Source organism: Paenibacillus elgii NBRC 100335 (assembly GCF_004000865.1).
In the GTDB taxonomy this organism is placed as follows: Bacteria; Bacillota; Bacilli; order Paenibacillales; family NBRC-103111; genus Paenibacillus_G; species Paenibacillus_G elgii.
On the sequence record NZ_BIMB01000003.1, the window covers coordinates 161,251 to 177,242 of the forward strand.

Genomic DNA, 15,992 nt, shown 5'->3' on the forward strand with positions numbered 1-15,992 from the left:
CCTGATCAGCAAAAGACGCTTCAGCATGGATCAATTAAAAAATGAATGAATGGTTAGGCATTTTGATGAGCCGATCACACGGCAAGAAATGTCCCGTGTGATTGTTCGCGCAACCAATATAGAGTTACAAAAGTCGGAAGTCAGCATGGATGACCGGTCGTTCTTGTATAATGCCACCAGGAAGGGGCTCATACAGGGACATGCAAAAGGGGAGCGCAGTTACCGTTATCGAACGGATCAGAAGGTCAATGAAGGAGAACAACTGGGCACGGTTTTCAACGCTCAGCCGAAAATCCTTCCGATGCCAGTGGAAATAGGCGGGAACTTGAAGGCTGAAATTACGCAAATAATCGTTGTTGATATGAGCAATCCGAAAAGCGCATATTATGAATGGTTTAAAGAGGCTAAAAATGCCAATATTCAAAGTAATGATTGATTTCAGGGCCGGATGGAATTGTTTCCAAAACCGTGGATCTAAATATTCCTGAAGGGAATCATCTGGTCTCAAGAAAAGTCTGATCAACGGCACGAATCTAGGAGAGGCGGACACTGTTTCTGGTAACAAGCTCCAATTGTCAAATGTCTATGGTTCTGCGAAGTGGTTAGATCCTGGGCGTATCTCGCGTAATATAGCCGGGAAAAAAATATAGAATTTATTCCTGATCGATCAACAGTGGAATAAGGTAAACGAGGTCAACAACAACAATCCTCAAAAGTGATTGCCACACAAGGGGTTTCATTAATTTATAGACATATGTACAAAATACGGGTTTTGTGAATATGTCTATAATGTTTAGATCAGTTCTCAAGATTACATAATATTTATTATGTATACAAGTACTATTTTTATAATTTTATCTCCAGTGCTTGTTTCCGACTATTTGCTTTCCTTCATGATCGATTTGTATATTGGAAAATCCAGCGCCCGTATTGGTGCTGTGACAAACAATCCGGAAATTTTTAACTTGCAGCTCGACCTCGCATACTTTTTCATGGCTTCAAAGTGAAGCAGCTACTTCGCTTTTACTCCAATTGGCATGCAAATAGTTCAAATAAGCTTCATCATCTTTGCGGTATAAGAAAACTAAGCCGACCCCAATCATGATGAGACTCGATACGGTTCCAATAATGTTTAACACGATTTCCCCTGTTCGTTTCATGTTTGAACCTCCATTGTAATATTGTTTTTTCCTTGCAAGCATATGAATGAATAATTTAAAATTCATTCGTATCAGAGCAAAAAAGACTGCGAGTATGCATCCTATTTTTTGAAATCCGTTAAGCCTTTCATGATAAACTCCGCCATATACTGTATCAACTGCGGAAAATATTGTACCCCGATTTCTTCCTTGTGTGAATCGATATAGGCGAGCGAGTCAAAAAAGGCGGACAAAAGCTCATCATCGATATCCTGCCGGATGGCTCCCTCAGCTTTCCATTTTTTAAATAATCCAGCGTATAAGCTGCGGATGGAATCATCATCCCCCTTGACTTCTTCATAATAGTGTTCCAGTTCCCGGAAAAGATCCCGGTTATACCATTCCTTCAGTATTTTATTTGAGGTCATAGCACTGATGTTCTGCTCCACGATTTGTCTCACAAGCGCAACGGGATCTTGATTCATGTCAAGGGATTCGATAATATGCTTTTTAAACTTCTCGTTTTCTTTCATATAGGTCTCAAAGAACAATTTCTCTTTTGAGGAATAGTAATTATAAAAAGTACCCACCGCTATTCCCGCCATTTTCGCAATGTCTGAGATATTCGTGTCTTTGAATCCTTTGGAATGGAACAATTCCCGACCGCAATCATAGATGAGCTTTTTTTTATCCATTTGGTAACGAACCTCTTCTGAATGAATTTTATTTTTATTCATTCATATTAGATCATAGTTGTTGTATTTTTTTGTCAAGCTTCAGCAAAATTAACATTTTAGATTACATAATATTTATTATGTAAACAATTATTCGATACCGTATCAACTGTAGTCGTCTCTATCGTTTCTACTGGGTTCTTGGCAAGTTGCTTACTTGAACAGCAACCCGAATGCCAGATTCTATCGCCCCTTGTATCCATCCGTGAGTAAGGCTTGTATGTTCCCCGGCGAAATGAACACGTCCTTCAGGGGTTGCGATAAACGGGTGCAGCGCCGTTTGTTGGCCCGGACTGAACATCGTCCAATCTCCGCAAGAATACGGGTTTTGGGCCCAACTATAGGAGAATCCTCTCACAAATTCTCGATAAACGACATCCCCATGGATCGCTTTAAGGTTCATTAAGGCATACCGAATGCGCTCTTCGTTCGATTGACCGTCCCACGGCATAACATCGTTTCCCATGGTATAGCTTGCCAAAAGGATAGCCGGCCCCGGTTTGCCGATTCCATGGCTCGGATAATAGGCGAATCGGATCGGCAGGTCCGTTATCGTTCTGCCCCCATATTGGCCGGATCTTTCCCAGAACCTGCTTTTGAATTCCAGCCCGATTTTAGTAGCGCTCGAATAGTTCAGCTCCCGAATTGCTTTCCATTTCTGGTGCGAGAAAGAATGCCGGGGTTCTACTTCGACGAGTTTCAACACGGTAAACGGAATGGACACTATCGCAATGTCACCTGATATAGAATATCGATCCGATGATTTTTCATCAACCCCTTCGATTGTCACTCCGGCCGAATGTTGAACAAGCCTGGTCATTCTCCGCTGAAACATAATGTCTTCATGCAATTTGGGAAGAAAGGCCCGCGGCAGCAGATCGTTGCCTCCCACAATCTCATAAAAGCGTTGCCGTAGTAATGGCATAAAAAATCGCAAAGTTTCCAAAAAAGATCGCTCCATCAATCCTTCCATACCGAGAAGTACTCCGATCATCTCGATGGCCCCTTCGGATAGTCCGACTCCGAAGGAATGAGGACCATATTTTAAAAAAGCGTACAGCGAATAGCGATCGAGATTCTTAACGGTCGAAGGCCAATGGTGAGCCGGATCTTGATTGATAAAATCAAAGATGGGCTGTACCGCCATTTCGAGCAATTGTTGAGCGGTTTTTCCCCTTTCTTGAGGGGCGACCGGGTATTGGAGGACATCCGGCCGATGAAGATAACTGGACAGCTTTGTTTTAATCCCGTTCACATAGATAATGTCATTTGGCGTTTCGTTAATAAACGGTTCAAGCGGCAGATTGAATTTCCGAATATACTCCATGACTAAATAATGAGATTCGGGGATGCGCATGGCTCCTGCGTTCAAATACAATCCATTCGTAAACGGGGCCCGCAAGGTGTAGACACGTCCTCCGACCCGGCTGTCCGCCTCTATGATTTTGACGTTATGCCCCGCATCCTTCAGCAGAGAAGCTGCGACAAGCCCTGCCAAGCCTGCACCTACGACGACGATGTTTTTCGGGACTCTGGTTTTTCGGAGCCCGTGCCTGATAATTTCGATCATTTCGTTCGGAGAAAGTGAAGTTGGGATTGTGGATGATATGTTTGAAGCACCTCCAACACTGTCGTTTCCCGCTCCGCGCACGCTAACGCGGTCCTCCCCGCGCTGTCGCAACAGCTTTCGCATGGCCCCGACGCTCAATTCTTACTCTACCTTGACATGTACGACGGAATATAAGCGTTATATCCGTATCCTTTTCGATTCCATTTGGCTGCTGCCGGTTGAACGAATCCGAATGAATCCGTCGCTCTCGACATCATCGTATATTCTCCCTTTTGATCCGCGAGTCAGGTATAGTTCCAAAATGTCCAGCTGTACGCATTTTGCGACGCAGGTTGAACAACGGCGGGTCTCCAATTCTCCCCTCCGTCCGTCGAGATCTCAACATGTTTAATCCAACCTGTTCCTGTCCAGGCCAATCCGTAAATTTGATGCATCCCTTTGTCTAGCACACTGCGATTTAACGGTTGCTGAATGATGGAATTCACCTGGATGGTTGTCACGGGGGTTTTCCTTGTATCGCTGTCTTTTTCCGGATAATACATATAATCGATGTCCTGAAAAGGGCCGTTAAAATGATTGCGGATGACGATAATGCTTCGGAGCCATTTGACGGAAGCCATGGCGTACCATTGGGGTACAATTAACCGAAACGGATATCCGTGCTTGTATGGTATCGGTTCCCCATTTAACGCATAAGCAATTAACGTATCCGGATGCATTGCTTTTCCCAAAGGAAGGCTTCTTGCAAATACGAACTCTCCTTCCAGGTCGGGGCGTCTCCCGGAATCGTGTCCTTCAAATACGACTTCCTTTGCGGACGCTTGCAATCCGGTCAAGCGGAGCAGGTCTCTTAACGCGACTCCTCTCCATACACCTTGGCTAATGGCTCCAGCTCCCCATTGTTCGCCAAATACTTTCGGCCGAAAAAGTCCTCTGTTATTTCCTGCACACTCCAAAGGCACGGTCAATTCTTTAGACGGCATACGGAGCAGTTCTTCATATTGGAAGGTTCGAGGTTTTTGTACTTCACCACCTACAGAAAGCACAAACGATTGCCCGGTAATACGAGGATAAGCAAAATGATTCCTTAAATAAAAGCAGGCTTCCGGCGTAATCGCCGCAGAAACAAAATGGATCGGATGTTCCTGAATTTCCGGAATCAGACTTCGAGTAATCGGATAAGGCTTTAGGATAGGTGAATGCAATGGTACCACCCCAAACCAATGTATATGAAGGTACCGTAAAAATGATGATAAGGCCACCCCGCTTACAGCCACTGCCCATCATCCCGGCTGATTCGGCGGATTGGCCTGGATATAGGCAATAAACTCCCGGGATGCATAAGAAAGGTATTTATCCCGGGGATAAATAAGCGCCAGCTCCCAAGCCATCTGCGGATGGGAAATCGAAACGGGATGAACGGCAAGATGATGCAAACGGCTCGCCATTGATCGGGGGATCAATGAAATTCCTAATTGAGACGCCACCATCTCGCAGCAAAAATCCCATAGGGAGGTCATATGAGCCACCTCGGGTTCGAATCCGGCCTGCAGGCACGCTTGCCAAACCACGTCATGAAGGGCGAATTCCTTGGTGAACAGAATAAACGGTTCATTCTTCAATTCGGCTAAACGAACAGATGTTCTTCCGGCAAGCCAGTGCTGACGGCTTACAATGACAACCAGCTCTTCAGCTAACAAGGAAACGGTTTCATACCGCCGCGTGTTCACCGGCAGCACCGTGACTCCAAAATCGATATTTCCTTGCTCCATCTGCAGTTCTACCTGTTTCGCACTGTATTCTATCATTTGAATCTCAATTCCGGGATATCTTTCCTTGAATCCGGCAATGATGTTCGGGAACAACAACGCGCTGATGGTAGGCATGATTCCCATTTTCACGCTTCCTCTTTGCACTTGAACCAGCTCATGAACCGAAGAAGTTAGCTCCTCCAGCAGCTGTAAAATGTTCAAAGCTTTCTCATGAACCAGCTTTCCTGTATCCGTGAGTACAACCTCCCTCTCGGAACGGTCAAGCAAAGTAACGCCCAACTCGTCTTCCAGACTTTTGATCATCTTGCTGATGGATGGCTGAGAAACAAACAGAACCTGCGAAGCTTTTGTAAAATTTTTATGCTTGGCCACCTCTGCAAAATAGTGAAGCTGTCTAATATCCATCCGACCCGGGTCTGCCTCCTTCCCCTCTAGGCAAAGCGGTCTCCAAACCATTCCTTCTCCGGTACAAGATTATGATATGCCGTGCACGCAAAAAACAGCACCGAAGCGCTTCGAAACGCTTGGTACTGTTCGGAAATGCCGGCGAATTAAACCGGATATACTGGGTGCTTACGCTCGGAGAAGACGAGAACCTTGGATGAATAAGCCTCGAATCGGTTCACTAACTCGTCGCGCAGCGAATTGGCCGGAATAATCCCGTCAATGATCATTTCGGAGGCTAGCCGGTAAATATCGATATCCTGCTTATATTCCTCCCGCTTTTGTTCGATAAAGGAGGCTCGCTCGTTTTCAGGCAGTTGAGCAATTTTATTGGCATACACGGCGTTGACCGCAGCTTCCGGTCCCATCACCGCAATTTGCGCCGTAGGCAAGGCAAGACAGCAATCCGGTTCAAACGCAGGACCGGCCATTGCATAGAGGCCCGCTCCGTAGGCTTTACGGACGATCACCGAGATTTTAGGGACGCTCGCTTCGGACATGGCAGAAATCATTTTCGCGCCATGGCGGATAATTCCTGCCCGCTCCACCTTCGTGCCGATCATAAAACCGGGGACGTCGGCGAGAAACAGAAGCGGGATATGAAACGCATCGCAAAGGGTAATGAATCGGGCTGCCTTATCCGCCGAATCGTGAAACAGCACGCCACCTTTAATTCGCGGTTGATTGGCAACGATCCCAACCGGTTTTCCGTTCATTCGGGCCAATCCCGTAATCAGTTCGCCGGCAAACAGCTTCTTGATCTCAAAGAATGACCCCTCGTCAATAATCCGGTCAATCAGCTCATACATATTAAACGGGGCATTCTGGTTGGACGGGATGAGCTCCTCCAACGATTTCTCAAAGGCTTGCGGTGCCTTTGCTTCCATAACCGGCGGTTTTTCGGAAAAATTAGCGGGAAAATAGGACAGATATCGCCGCGCCAGTGCAATGGCTTCTTCTTCATTTTGGGCCAGCACATCGCCGCAGCCGGATACCGAGCAATGCATGCGCGCGCCGCCCATTTCTTCTAACGTAACCTTTTCTCCGATAACCATCTCCGCCATCCTCGGGGAACCGAGATACATGGATGCATTTCCGTCCACCATAATCACGATATCGCAAAATGCCGGAATGTAGGCCCCGCCTGCAGCCGAAGGACCGAAGAGCAGACAGATTTGGGGAATTTTCCCCGATAATTTGACCTGATTGTAAAAAATACGGCCGGCCCCGCGCCGACCGGGGAACATCTCAACCTGATCCGTAATGCGGGCGCCCGCTGAATCGACGAGGTAAATCAACGGCACTCTCATTTTGTCGGCTGTCTCTTGGATGCGAATGATCTTCTCTACCGTACGCGATCCCCAAGAACCGGCTTTGACCGTGGAATCGTTGGCCATCGCACACACGATTTTCCCGTTAATCCTGCCAATCGCCGTAACCACGCCATCCGCCGGAAGGTCTTCCGCCGCGCAATTGGCAAATAATGCGTCCTCCAGCTCGAAGTCCGGATCAAACAATAGCTTCAAACGGTCGCGGACAAATTGTTTTCCTTGCGCCGCATTCTTTTGATGATAAGACTGCGCTCCCCCTTGGAGGACCCGTGAAATACGTTCCTGCAGCTCCTCCGGCTTTATGTCCATAGACATCTCCTATTCCTCCTCCTTATCCCCAAGTTGCTTGTTACTCGCCCTTAAATATGGGGGAACGCTTATTTTTGAATGCCTCCAGTCCTTCCAGGCGATCCTTTGTCGGAATCGTGACTTCATAGGCATTGTGCTCAATCGCAAGCCCGGTGCTCAGATCCGCGTCAAATCCCTTATCGATGGCGAACTTGGCCTGCGCCACAGCGACGGGAGCATTTCGAGCAATGCGGCCCGCGATTTCCAGCGCTTTATCGAGCAGGGATTCAGGCGGCGTTACATGCTCTACCAGCCCCATGCCCCTTGCCTCTTCGGCATCGATTTTTCTTGCGGTGAAAATGAGCTCTTTAGCGCGCCCTTTCCCGATCAGCCTCGGCAGCCGCTGCGTTCCGCCTGCGCCGGGAATAATCCCAAGCGACGTCTCCGTAAGGGCGAAGGTTGCCGTCTCGGAGGCGATCCGAAGGTCACATGCCAGCACCAATTCCGCTCCCCCGCCTAAAGCGGCTCCGTTCACGGCGGCAATGACCGGCTGGGGCAGCGCTTCTAGAGCATTGATGCACTCGCGAATCAAAGCTACCGTCCTGCGCACCTGGTTCATGTCCATGCCCGCGCGCTCTTTTAAATCGGCGCCTGCGCAAAAGGCTTTCTCTCCAGCCCCTGTGACGACGATACAGCGAACAGACCGGTCAAATTTGCATGCCACAACCGCATCCCGCAACTCTTCCAGCATCTTGATCGATAGCGCGTTGGCCGCTTCCGGCCGGTTTAAAGTAATGAGCACAATTCCGTTTCCGATGCTGGTGGACAATACAGTTTTTTCCATAGTCCCCCTCCTTCCCTGAACCGAGCCCTGAACCCGCTTATCCGTTTTCGTCCGAGCTGCCGACCTGAAGATTACGGCTTGGTAAAGCTCTTCCGATCTTGTCCTGTATAAAACGGGCTGCAGCGAGCAGCTTTTCCGGATTGACCCCCGTTTGAATCCCCATCGTATCCAGCATATAAAGCAAATCCTCCGAAGCCACATTACCCGACGCCCCGGGCGCATACGGGCATCCGCCCAAACCGCCGACGGACGCATCGAACGTCGTGATCCCCATGTCCATAGACACCAAAATATTAGCCAACGCCGCCCCGCGCGTATCGTGAAAGTGCAGGGCCAGTTTCCGGGCATCGAAACGCTTTAAGAGAATATCCAATACATCTTGCACCTGCTTGGGATTGGCAATGCCGATCGTATCCCCGAGTGATAACTCGCCTATCCCCATGTCGAACAAAGCTTCCGATACCCGGATCACCTCATCGATGGAGACCGGACCTTCATAGGGACAACCGAAGACGGTGGACACATAACCGCGGACTGATTTCCCTGCGGAAAGAGCTTCCTGCACCACTTCCCTTAAGACAGGAAAAGTAGCGTCCATCGACTTATTTATGTTCTTGTGATTATGGGTTTCGCTGGCAGACATGAAGACGGCCGCTTCATCCACATCGGCTTCCAACGCCCGCTCCAAGCCTTGACGATTCGGAACGAGAGCCGTATAAACGATGCCAGGCACCCGTTCGATTCCTTTCGCAACTTCAGCCGCATCTGCCAGCGCCGGAATCCACTTCGGATTCACAAACGAAGTGATTTCAATAGACTTCATTCCGGTGCCGGACAATTGGTTAATCCAGGCTATTTTATCCTCTGTGGAAACAAAGACCTTCTCATTCTGCAATCCATCCCGCGGGCCTACCTCTTTGATCGTTACACTCGCCGGCCAGTTCATCTCCCCGACCCCCAGCATACGTTTTAATCCAGCTCGATCAATAAATCCCCTTCATCCACAAAGTCGCCTTCGCTCACTTTTACTTCTTTTACCGTCCCGCCGGAACTGATCGTGACCGGAATCTCCATTTTCATCGATTCCAAAATGGCTACATCTTGTCCCGCTTCGACTTGATCCCCGGGCTTGACCAATACTTTATACACATTCCCCGCCATAAATGACACGATTTTGCTCACCTGAATCACCTCCTGTTTTACGAGCGTAAATACTTAGCGACAAAACCTGTTGTCGTATCGCCTGAACGGAATGCGGGATGCGCGATAACTTCTTGCAGCATCGGGATATTTGTTTTGATTCCCTGAACGTGATAATGGGCTAACGCCGCTTGAAGCCGGTCCATCGCCTCGTCGCGATCCTTCCCTGTGACAACAAGCTTGGCAATCATCGGATCATAGAAAGGCGTAACCACGGAGCCTTCATGTACAGCGAGTTCATGGCGGATTCCCGGTCCCTCGGGTATGGCAAACTCCGTAATCGTTCCCGGGGACGGGAAGAACGTCTTCGGATCTTCCGCATAAATCCGCACTTCGATCGCGTGACCGTCGCGCTTTACATCGGATTGACCGAAATTTAAGGAATGTCCGGCCGCAATTCGCAGCTGCTCTGCAACCAAGTCCAAGCCGGTAATCTCTTCTGTAATCGTATGCTCAACCTGTAGACGAGTATTCATTTCAAGGAAATAGAAATTTTTGTTCTCGTCCACCAAAAACTCGATGGTTCCCGCATTCCGGTATCCGATGGATTTAGCCGCCCTTACCGCCGCTTCTCCCATTTTGCCGCGTGTGAGTTCATCCAAATAGGTAGAAGGGGCTTCCTCCACGACTTTTTGATGGCGGCGTTGAATGGAGCATTCCCGTTCCCATAAGTAAACGGTATTCCCATAGGAATCGGCCAATATCTGAATTTCGATGTGCCGGGGATTTTCCACAACCTTCTCGATATACATGGCCCCGTCTCCGAAGAAATCGGAGGCGCGTTTCCGGTTCCCTTCGAATGCTTTGTGAATTTCCGCTTCGCTGCTTACGATCTGCATGCCGATCCCGCCGCCGCCGGCTGAAGCCTTGAGCATGACCGGATAGCCGATACGATCGGCGGCCCGCGCCGCTTCTTCCGCATCCGCTAACGGATAGGAGATGCCGGGGACGACAGGCACCCCCGCCTTTTCCATGATATTACGGGCTTCAATTTTACTGCCCATACGGGAGATGACCTCCGCCGACGGACCGATGAACACGATGCCGGCTTCCTCGCAGCGTCGGGCAAATTCGGCATTTTCCGAGAGCAGGCCATAGCCGGGATGAATCGCGTCCGCTTTGGAAAAACGAGCGATTTCCATAATTTTGTCGATATTCAAGTAGCTTTCCGCTACTTTGGGACCTCCTACCCCGTAGGCCTCATCCGCCATCTTGACATGAGGGGCTTCCTTATCTGCTTCCGAGTAGATGCACGCGGTGGCAATACCCAGCGATTTGCAAGTACGGATCACCCGGGAGGCAATTTCCCCCCGGTTAGCGATTAGAATCTTCTTGAACATACAATCCATCCCCTTTAACAGCCGATCTGGCGCGCAATGACCATTCGTTGGATTTCCGAGGTGCCTTCCCCGATCTCCAGAAGCTTGGCGTCCCGGAAAAACCGCTCCACCTGATATTCCTTCATGTACCCATACCCGCCATGGATCTGAACGGCTTGATCGCACACCTTCATGCACATTTCCGAAGCGAATAGTTTTGCCATCGCCGCTTCTTTCTTGAAGCCTCTGCCTTGATCCTTCAGCCATGCCGCTTTATACACCATGTTGCGCGCAACTTCAATATTCATGGCCATGTCAGCCAGTTTAAACTGGATGGCTTGAAAGGTGGATAAGCTCTGGCCAAATTGTTTTCTTACTTTGGCATATTGGAGCGACTTTTCATACGCCCCTTGGGCGATCCCGACCGCCATGGCCCCGATCCCGATTCGCCCTCCGTCCAGCGTCGCCAAAAATTGCTTGAATCCGTTTCCTTCTTTCCCCAAGAGATTTTCTTCGGGGACGGCTACATTGTCCAACACCAGCTCCGTTGTATTCGAGGCGTGAAGCCCCATTTTTTCGTAATTGTTGGTGACCGTAAAGCCTGGCGCATCTGTAGGCACGATAAACGCGCTGATTCCGTCCGTCCCTTTGGAACGATCCGTTACGGCCGTGAGCGCCAAGTTTTTGGCATAGCTTGCATTGGTTATAAAGCATTTCGAACCGGAAATGATCCACTGATCCTCATGCCGCTTCGCGGTCGTTTGGGTTCCGCCTGCATCCGAACCTGCGTTCGGTTCCGTCAATCCAAACGCGCCCAAGTATTCTCCTGTACAAAGGGGGGTTAAGTATTTTTCCTTTTGCTCGTGCGTTCCGAATAAATGGATGGGCGCCCCGCCTAACGAAATATGGGCGGAATAGGTGATACCTGTGGAGGCGCATACCCGGCTTAATTCTTCTACTGCGATAGCAAAGCTTATGGTATCCGCTCCCCCGCCGCCGTATTGTTCGGGAAAAGGCAGACCCATGACGCCCAGCTTCGATAATTTATCGAAAACAACCTCCGGAAATTGCTTTGTACGATCTCGTTCATCTGCACCCGGAGCCACCTCGCCTTCCGCAAAATCGCGCATCATCGTCTTGATCAGCGCTTGTTCTTCGGTTAAATCAAAGTGCATGATGTTATCGCCCCTAACTTAAACATTCTGAGTCGTTAATAGAGTCCGGTTTCCGTACCGCAGCCTTCAATGTTTTGCTTGACTCTCTTCAAGAAGCGGCCGCATACCAGTCCGTCCAACACCCGGTGATCCAAGGAAAGACAGACGTTCATCATATCGCGGACGGCAATCATGTTATCGACGACGATCGGACGTTTTACGATGGCTTCGACAGTTAGAATGGCTACTTGTGGAGGATTGATGATGGGAGCTGAAAGGACGGAGCCGAAAGAGCCTGTGTTATTGACGGTAAACGTTCCGCCGGTGATATCCTCTAGCGCTAACTTGCCTTCCCTCGCCTTCTTGACCAATTCATCTATAGATTTGGCAAGACCGAAAATGCTTTTTTGGTCGGCGTCCTTAACGACGGGAACGAATAACGCTTGATCGGTGGCGACGGCCATCGAGATATGAACCGCTTTTTTGACGAGAATGTGATCCCCTGTCCACTGCGAATTCAAGGTGGGGAATTCCTTCAAGGCTTCGACAACCGACTTGATAAAAAACGGCAAATAAGTTAAATGGATGCCTTCTTTTTGCTTAAACTCTTCTTTGATCCGGTCCCGATAACGTACCAAGTTGGTGACATCGCATTCAACTGTAAGCCAGGCGTGGGGGATCTCTTGCTTGCTTTTTACCATTCGTTCGGCAATCGTCTTGCGGATGGCGGTAACCGGGATCGTCTCGTCGGCTTGATTAAAAGGAGAATGGACGGCAGACTGCGTATCAATTGAAACGGACGACTTCGGAATGTCGCGGGCCGATTGTACCGATTGCACCGATTGTACCGATTGTACCGATTGTACCGGTTGGGACGGCTTGGACGGAGGTTCTGCTTTTGGAACGGTGGTCACGGCCTGCCTCTTTCCTTGCAGTAGGTCCAAGATGTCTTTTCTGGTGATGCGTCCGGCTGCGCCTGATCCTTCCATACGGGAAAGATCCAGGTTGTTTTCTTGCGCCAGTTTAAGCGCGGCCGGCGAATAGCGCGGGTTCGAGGCTGCTTGCGTTGTCACATCATTGTCACCCTGATCTTGATTGGCGGCTGACGGCTTGGCTTCAACCGGCGGGATCGCTTGATCTTCCACTGCAATACGGCAAAGCAACGTGCCTACGGCTACCGTTTCGCCTTCTTGAACGACAATTTCGGATATCGTGCCGCTGAAAGAAGAAGGAACCTCCGCATTCACTTTATCGGTAATCACTTCGCAGACAGGATCGTATTTTTTGACTTGATCCCCGATGTTGACGAGCCACTTGGAGATGGTTCCTTCCGTTACACTTTCCCCTAGCTGGGGCATAACGATGTTCTCGGCCATATTCTCCTCCCGATCGGATCAAAATTCGGCCAATTCTTTCATGGCCTGATACACTTTATCCGGGTTGAGCATGAAAAATTTCTCCATCGGTTTACTGTACGGCATGGCGGGGACGTCCGGACCGCACAGGCGTTTGATTGGAGCATCCAGTTCAAAAAGGCATTCCTCGGCGAGCACAGCCGCGACTTCAGCCCCGACGCCTCCCTCTTTGTTGTCTTCATGCACAATTAACACTTTGCCGGTTTTGCGGGCGGCCTCTACAATCGATTCCTTATCCAGAGGATAGAGGGTGCGCAAATCGAGAACGTGAGCGCTGTATCCTTCCCGGGAAAGCTTTTCCGCCGCTTCCAACGCAAAATGCAAGGCAAGTCCGTAAGAAATGACTGTGAGGTCTTCTCCTTGCCGCTTAATATCCGACTTCCCGATGGAAACGATGTAGTCCGAGTCCGGCACTTCACCTTTGATCGATCGGTAGCATCGCTTATGTTCAAAGAAAAGGACGGGATTTTCATCACGGATCGCTGCTTTTAGCAGTCCTTTGGCATCATACGGCGTGGAAGGGGTGACCACTTTCAATCCGGGTATGTTGCAAAACATGGCTTCGACGCTTTGTGAATGATAGAGGGCGCCGTGAACTCCCCCTCCATAAGGGGCACGAATGACCAAAGGACAGGTCCAATCTCCGTTCGAGCGGTATCTCATTTTAGCGGCTTCATTCACAATTTGGTTTACGGCAGGCATGATATACTCGGCGAACTGAATCTCGGCTACAGGCCTCAAGCCATAAGCGGCTGCCCCAACCGATACGCCTGCAATAGCCGCTTCCGATAGCGGCGTATCGATAACCCGTTGTTCTCCAAATTCCTCGTAAAATCCCTGAGTAACCCGAAACACGCCCCCGCGCACCCCGATGTCTTCTCCTAAGACGAATACCCTTTGATCTCGCTGCATTTCTTCCCGAAGAGCTTGGGTCACTGCATCAAGATAAGAAATGACGGCCATGTCTCACTCCCCCTATTCTGCATAAACGTGCTTAAGGGCGTCTTCCGGAGCCGAATCCGGAGCATTCTCCGCATATTCCGTGGCCTCATCGACTTCCATGAGCATCCGGTCATGGATTTCCTTCTCTTTAGGTTCATCCAATATCCCCAAATCTTTAAGATAATGGCTGAAGGTTACGAGCGGATCTTTCTTCCTGGCTGCTTCCACTTCTTCCCGGGAACGGTAGGTTCGATCATCGTCGTCGCTTGAATGAGGAACTAAACGATAGACGACCACCTCGATCAACGTGGGCCCTTCTCCTCTTTTTGCCCGATCGGCCGCTTCTTTCGTGACCTTGTATACTTCCAAGGGATCATTGCCATCCACGCTGATGCCGGGAAATCCGTAACCTTTTGCCCGATCCGCGATACTTTCACAAGCCGCCTGCTTGGAGTAGGGGACAGAAATGGCATACTTGTTATTCTCGCAGAAGAAAATGACAGGAAGCTTGTGCACCCCGGCAAAATTTGCCGCTTCGTGAAACTCCCCTTGATTGCTGGCCCCTTCCCCAAAGGCCGTTAACACGACAAGTTTTTGCCCCTCGATCCTTCCAGATAAAGCGATTCCAACGGCATGCGGCACTTGACTCGTTACGACGCTGGACCCCGAAAGAATATGCAGTCGTTTACTCCCATAATGCCCTGGCATTTGGCGTCCGCCACTATTCGGATCTCCCGCCTTGGCAAAAGCGGAAAGCATCAATTCCTTTGCCGTCATCCCGAAAACAATGACCATTCCCATATCCCGATAGTACGGACAAAGAAAATCTTTCGTTCGATCCAACGCATAAGCCGCTCCCACCTGCGCCGCTTCATGACCTTGGCAAGAAACGAGAAAAGGGATCTTTCCCGCACGATTGAGAAGCCACATCCGCTCATCTACTTTCCGCGCCAAGACCATATTCTTGTACATTTCAACAACCTGCTGATCCGATAAACCAAGTGCCTGGTGCCGGTTTTTGAGTTGAGCGTTTCCGGTTTGATTCATATCGTATCCCTCCGACAATGGTGCCGCTGCAAATTGCGGTTTACTTTATTTTTACATCCTGTCGTTCCAATCGTGAAATATATATTGTGCATAGAAACTATGCAAAAAAAATATAGCCGGTTTATGCACACAGGGTTGCGATCGCTTGGCCTTATTGGGCAATGTTTGACGCCAATAAAGAAGACTGCCGAGAACGTCTCGACAGTCCGGAAGGGGGAAACTTGCGTTTACACTATCCTTTCGGGTAGTACCTATCAATAAAGTGCGTACTACCTTTTTAATTGTGCCCGGTTTATACTAGCCTTACTTTGAGGTGAAGGAGAGAAAACAATGACTATGGCTAAAACCTACAATCACGGTGTTGCATGGGAAGAAGCTTTCGGCGTCACCCAAGGTTACAGTGTCAACGGCAACATCTACATTTCGGGACAATTTTCCCACGATATGCAGGGCGCGTTCGTTGGCGAGGGCGATATCGAGGCACAGACCCGGCAGACACTGGAAAACCTCGATCGCGTGCTGGCGGGATTTGGTGTCGCGAGGTCGAACATTGCTGAGATGGAGGTCTTTCTGACCAACCCGCAAGAGCATTTCGAGCAGTTCATCGTTCTGTACAAGGAGTATGTGGGCGACCATCGACCGGCCGCCACCCTCGTCGGCGTGTCGGGTCTGGCGTTCCCTCACCAATTGATCGAAATCCGCGCCGTCGCCCATACCGATTAACCCGGCTACCGACCAAGTAAGCGTAAAATAGTCCCCATCTGATCGCTAGGCGGGGACTACTTACGATTAC

General features: G+C 49.6%; 16 protein-coding genes. 2 read left to right on the forward strand and 14 right to left on the reverse strand.

Features of this window, described 5'->3' with window-relative positions:
- Positions 1–145 precede the first annotated feature (145 nt).
- Positions 146–436 carry a hypothetical protein gene (locus tag PEL01S_RS03570; RefSeq protein WP_127459300.1) on the forward strand — a complete coding sequence of 97 codons (291 nt, stop codon included), beginning with the start codon at positions 146–148 and terminating at the stop codon, positions 434–436.
- 562 nt (positions 437–998) lie between these two features.
- On the opposite strand, the gene PEL01S_RS34340 is transcribed toward PEL01S_RS03570, so the two are convergent.
- The 14 genes from PEL01S_RS34340 to PEL01S_RS03635 all read right to left on the reverse strand — a co-directional run bounded on the left by PEL01S_RS34340 (position 999) and on the right by PEL01S_RS03635 (position 15,199).
- Positions 999–1,160, reverse strand: a complete 162-nt coding sequence (locus PEL01S_RS34340) for a hypothetical protein (protein ID WP_163767572.1) — start codon at positions 1,158–1,160, stop codon at positions 999–1,001.
- A gap of 101 nt (positions 1,161–1,261) precedes the next feature.
- On the reverse strand, positions 1,262–1,834 hold the full coding sequence (locus tag PEL01S_RS03575; protein ID WP_127459301.1) for a TetR/AcrR family transcriptional regulator: 573 nt from the start codon (positions 1,832–1,834) through the stop codon (positions 1,262–1,264).
- A 169-nt stretch (positions 1,835–2,003) separates the two neighbouring features.
- A complete protein-coding gene (locus PEL01S_RS03580; protein WP_127459351.1) occupies positions 2,004–3,443 on the reverse strand; it encodes a flavin monoamine oxidase family protein in 1,440 nt (479 codons plus the stop codon).
- Positions 3,444–3,727: 284 nt separating this feature from the next.
- Positions 3,728–4,648 (reverse strand): sulfite oxidase, encoded by a 921-nt coding sequence (locus PEL01S_RS03585; protein ID WP_239551076.1) that lies wholly within the window; start codon positions 4,646–4,648, stop codon positions 3,728–3,730.
- 78 nt (positions 4,649–4,726) lie between these two features.
- Positions 4,727–5,620, reverse strand: coding sequence for a LysR family transcriptional regulator (locus PEL01S_RS03590; RefSeq protein WP_127459302.1), 894 nt, complete (start codon positions 5,618–5,620; stop codon positions 4,727–4,729).
- Positions 5,621–5,766: 146 nt separating this feature from the next.
- Entirely contained in the window at positions 5,767–7,305 is a 1,539-nt protein-coding gene (locus PEL01S_RS03595) for an acyl-CoA carboxylase subunit beta (RefSeq protein ID WP_127459303.1), read from the reverse strand.
- Between the two features lie 34 nt (positions 7,306–7,339).
- Positions 7,340–8,122, reverse strand: coding sequence for an enoyl-CoA hydratase (locus PEL01S_RS03600; RefSeq protein WP_127459304.1), 783 nt, complete (start codon positions 8,120–8,122; stop codon positions 7,340–7,342).
- Between the two features lie 37 nt (positions 8,123–8,159).
- On the reverse strand, positions 8,160–9,068 hold the full coding sequence (locus PEL01S_RS03605) for a hydroxymethylglutaryl-CoA lyase (protein ID WP_127459305.1): 909 nt from the start codon (positions 9,066–9,068) through the stop codon (positions 8,160–8,162).
- A gap of 23 nt (positions 9,069–9,091) precedes the next feature.
- Entirely contained in the window at positions 9,092–9,304 is a 213-nt protein-coding gene (locus tag PEL01S_RS03610) for an acetyl-CoA carboxylase biotin carboxyl carrier protein subunit (protein WP_063183536.1), read from the reverse strand.
- A 17-nt stretch (positions 9,305–9,321) separates the two neighbouring features.
- Positions 9,322–10,662 (reverse strand): acetyl-CoA carboxylase biotin carboxylase subunit, encoded by a 1,341-nt coding sequence (locus PEL01S_RS03615; protein WP_127459306.1) that lies wholly within the window; start codon positions 10,660–10,662, stop codon positions 9,322–9,324.
- Positions 10,663–10,676: 14 nt separating this feature from the next.
- On the reverse strand, positions 10,677–11,816 hold the full coding sequence (locus PEL01S_RS03620; RefSeq protein WP_127459307.1) for an acyl-CoA dehydrogenase: 1,140 nt from the start codon (positions 11,814–11,816) through the stop codon (positions 10,677–10,679).
- Positions 11,817–11,851: 35 nt separating this feature from the next.
- Complete coding sequence (locus PEL01S_RS03625; protein ID WP_127459308.1) at positions 11,852–13,171, reverse strand: dihydrolipoamide acetyltransferase family protein; 1,320 nt, start codon at positions 13,169–13,171, stop codon at positions 11,852–11,854.
- 18 nt (positions 13,172–13,189) lie between these two features.
- Complete coding sequence (locus PEL01S_RS03630; RefSeq protein ID WP_063183529.1) at positions 13,190–14,173, reverse strand: alpha-ketoacid dehydrogenase subunit beta; 984 nt, start codon at positions 14,171–14,173, stop codon at positions 13,190–13,192.
- Positions 14,174–14,185: 12 nt separating this feature from the next.
- Positions 14,186–15,199: a thiamine pyrophosphate-dependent dehydrogenase E1 component subunit alpha gene (locus PEL01S_RS03635; RefSeq protein ID WP_127459309.1), complete on the reverse strand. Its 1,014-nt coding sequence runs from the start codon at positions 15,197–15,199 to the stop codon at positions 14,186–14,188.
- A 330-nt stretch (positions 15,200–15,529) separates the two neighbouring features.
- Here PEL01S_RS03635 and PEL01S_RS03640 point away from each other — a divergent pair, with 330 nt between their 5' ends.
- Positions 15,530–15,922, forward strand: a complete 393-nt coding sequence (locus PEL01S_RS03640; RefSeq protein WP_127459310.1) for a RidA family protein — start codon at positions 15,530–15,532, stop codon at positions 15,920–15,922.
- The last annotated feature ends 70 nt before the right edge of the window (positions 15,923–15,992 follow it).

Excerpts from the sequence above, each read along its gene's own strand:
- PEL01S_RS03570 (WP_127459300.1), top strand. The coding sequence starts at position 146 with ATGGATGACCGGTCGTTCTTGTATAATGCCACCAGGAAGGGGCTCATA.
- PEL01S_RS34340 (WP_163767572.1), bottom strand. The coding sequence starts at position 1,160 with ATGAAACGAACAGGGGAAATCGTGTTAAACATTATTGGAACCGTATCG.
- PEL01S_RS03575 (WP_127459301.1), bottom strand. The coding sequence starts at position 1,834 with ATGGATAAAAAAAAGCTCATCTATGATTGCGGTCGGGAATTGTTCCAT.
- PEL01S_RS03580 (WP_127459351.1), bottom strand. The coding sequence starts at position 3,443 with ATGATCGAAATTATCAGGCACGGGCTCCGAAAAACCAGAGTCCCGAAA.
- PEL01S_RS03590 (WP_127459302.1), bottom strand. The coding sequence starts at position 5,620 with ATGGATATTAGACAGCTTCACTATTTTGCAGAGGTGGCCAAGCATAAA.
- PEL01S_RS03595 (WP_127459303.1), bottom strand. The coding sequence starts at position 7,305 with ATGTCTATGGACATAAAGCCGGAGGAGCTGCAGGAACGTATTTCACGG.
- PEL01S_RS03600 (WP_127459304.1), bottom strand. The coding sequence starts at position 8,122 with ATGGAAAAAACTGTATTGTCCACCAGCATCGGAAACGGAATTGTGCTC.
- PEL01S_RS03605 (WP_127459305.1), bottom strand. The coding sequence starts at position 9,068 with ATGAACTGGCCGGCGAGTGTAACGATCAAAGAGGTAGGCCCGCGGGAT.
- PEL01S_RS03615 (WP_127459306.1), bottom strand. The coding sequence starts at position 10,662 with ATGTTCAAGAAGATTCTAATCGCTAACCGGGGGGAAATTGCCTCCCGG.
- PEL01S_RS03620 (WP_127459307.1), bottom strand. The coding sequence starts at position 11,816 with ATGCACTTTGATTTAACCGAAGAACAAGCGCTGATCAAGACGATGATG.
- PEL01S_RS03625 (WP_127459308.1), bottom strand. The coding sequence starts at position 13,171 with ATGGCCGAGAACATCGTTATGCCCCAGCTAGGGGAAAGTGTAACGGAA.
- PEL01S_RS03630 (WP_063183529.1), bottom strand. The coding sequence starts at position 14,173 with ATGGCCGTCATTTCTTATCTTGATGCAGTGACCCAAGCTCTTCGGGAA.
- PEL01S_RS03635 (WP_127459309.1), bottom strand. The coding sequence starts at position 15,199 with ATGAATCAAACCGGAAACGCTCAACTCAAAAACCGGCACCAGGCACTT.
- PEL01S_RS03640 (WP_127459310.1), top strand. The coding sequence starts at position 15,530 with ATGACTATGGCTAAAACCTACAATCACGGTGTTGCATGGGAAGAAGCT.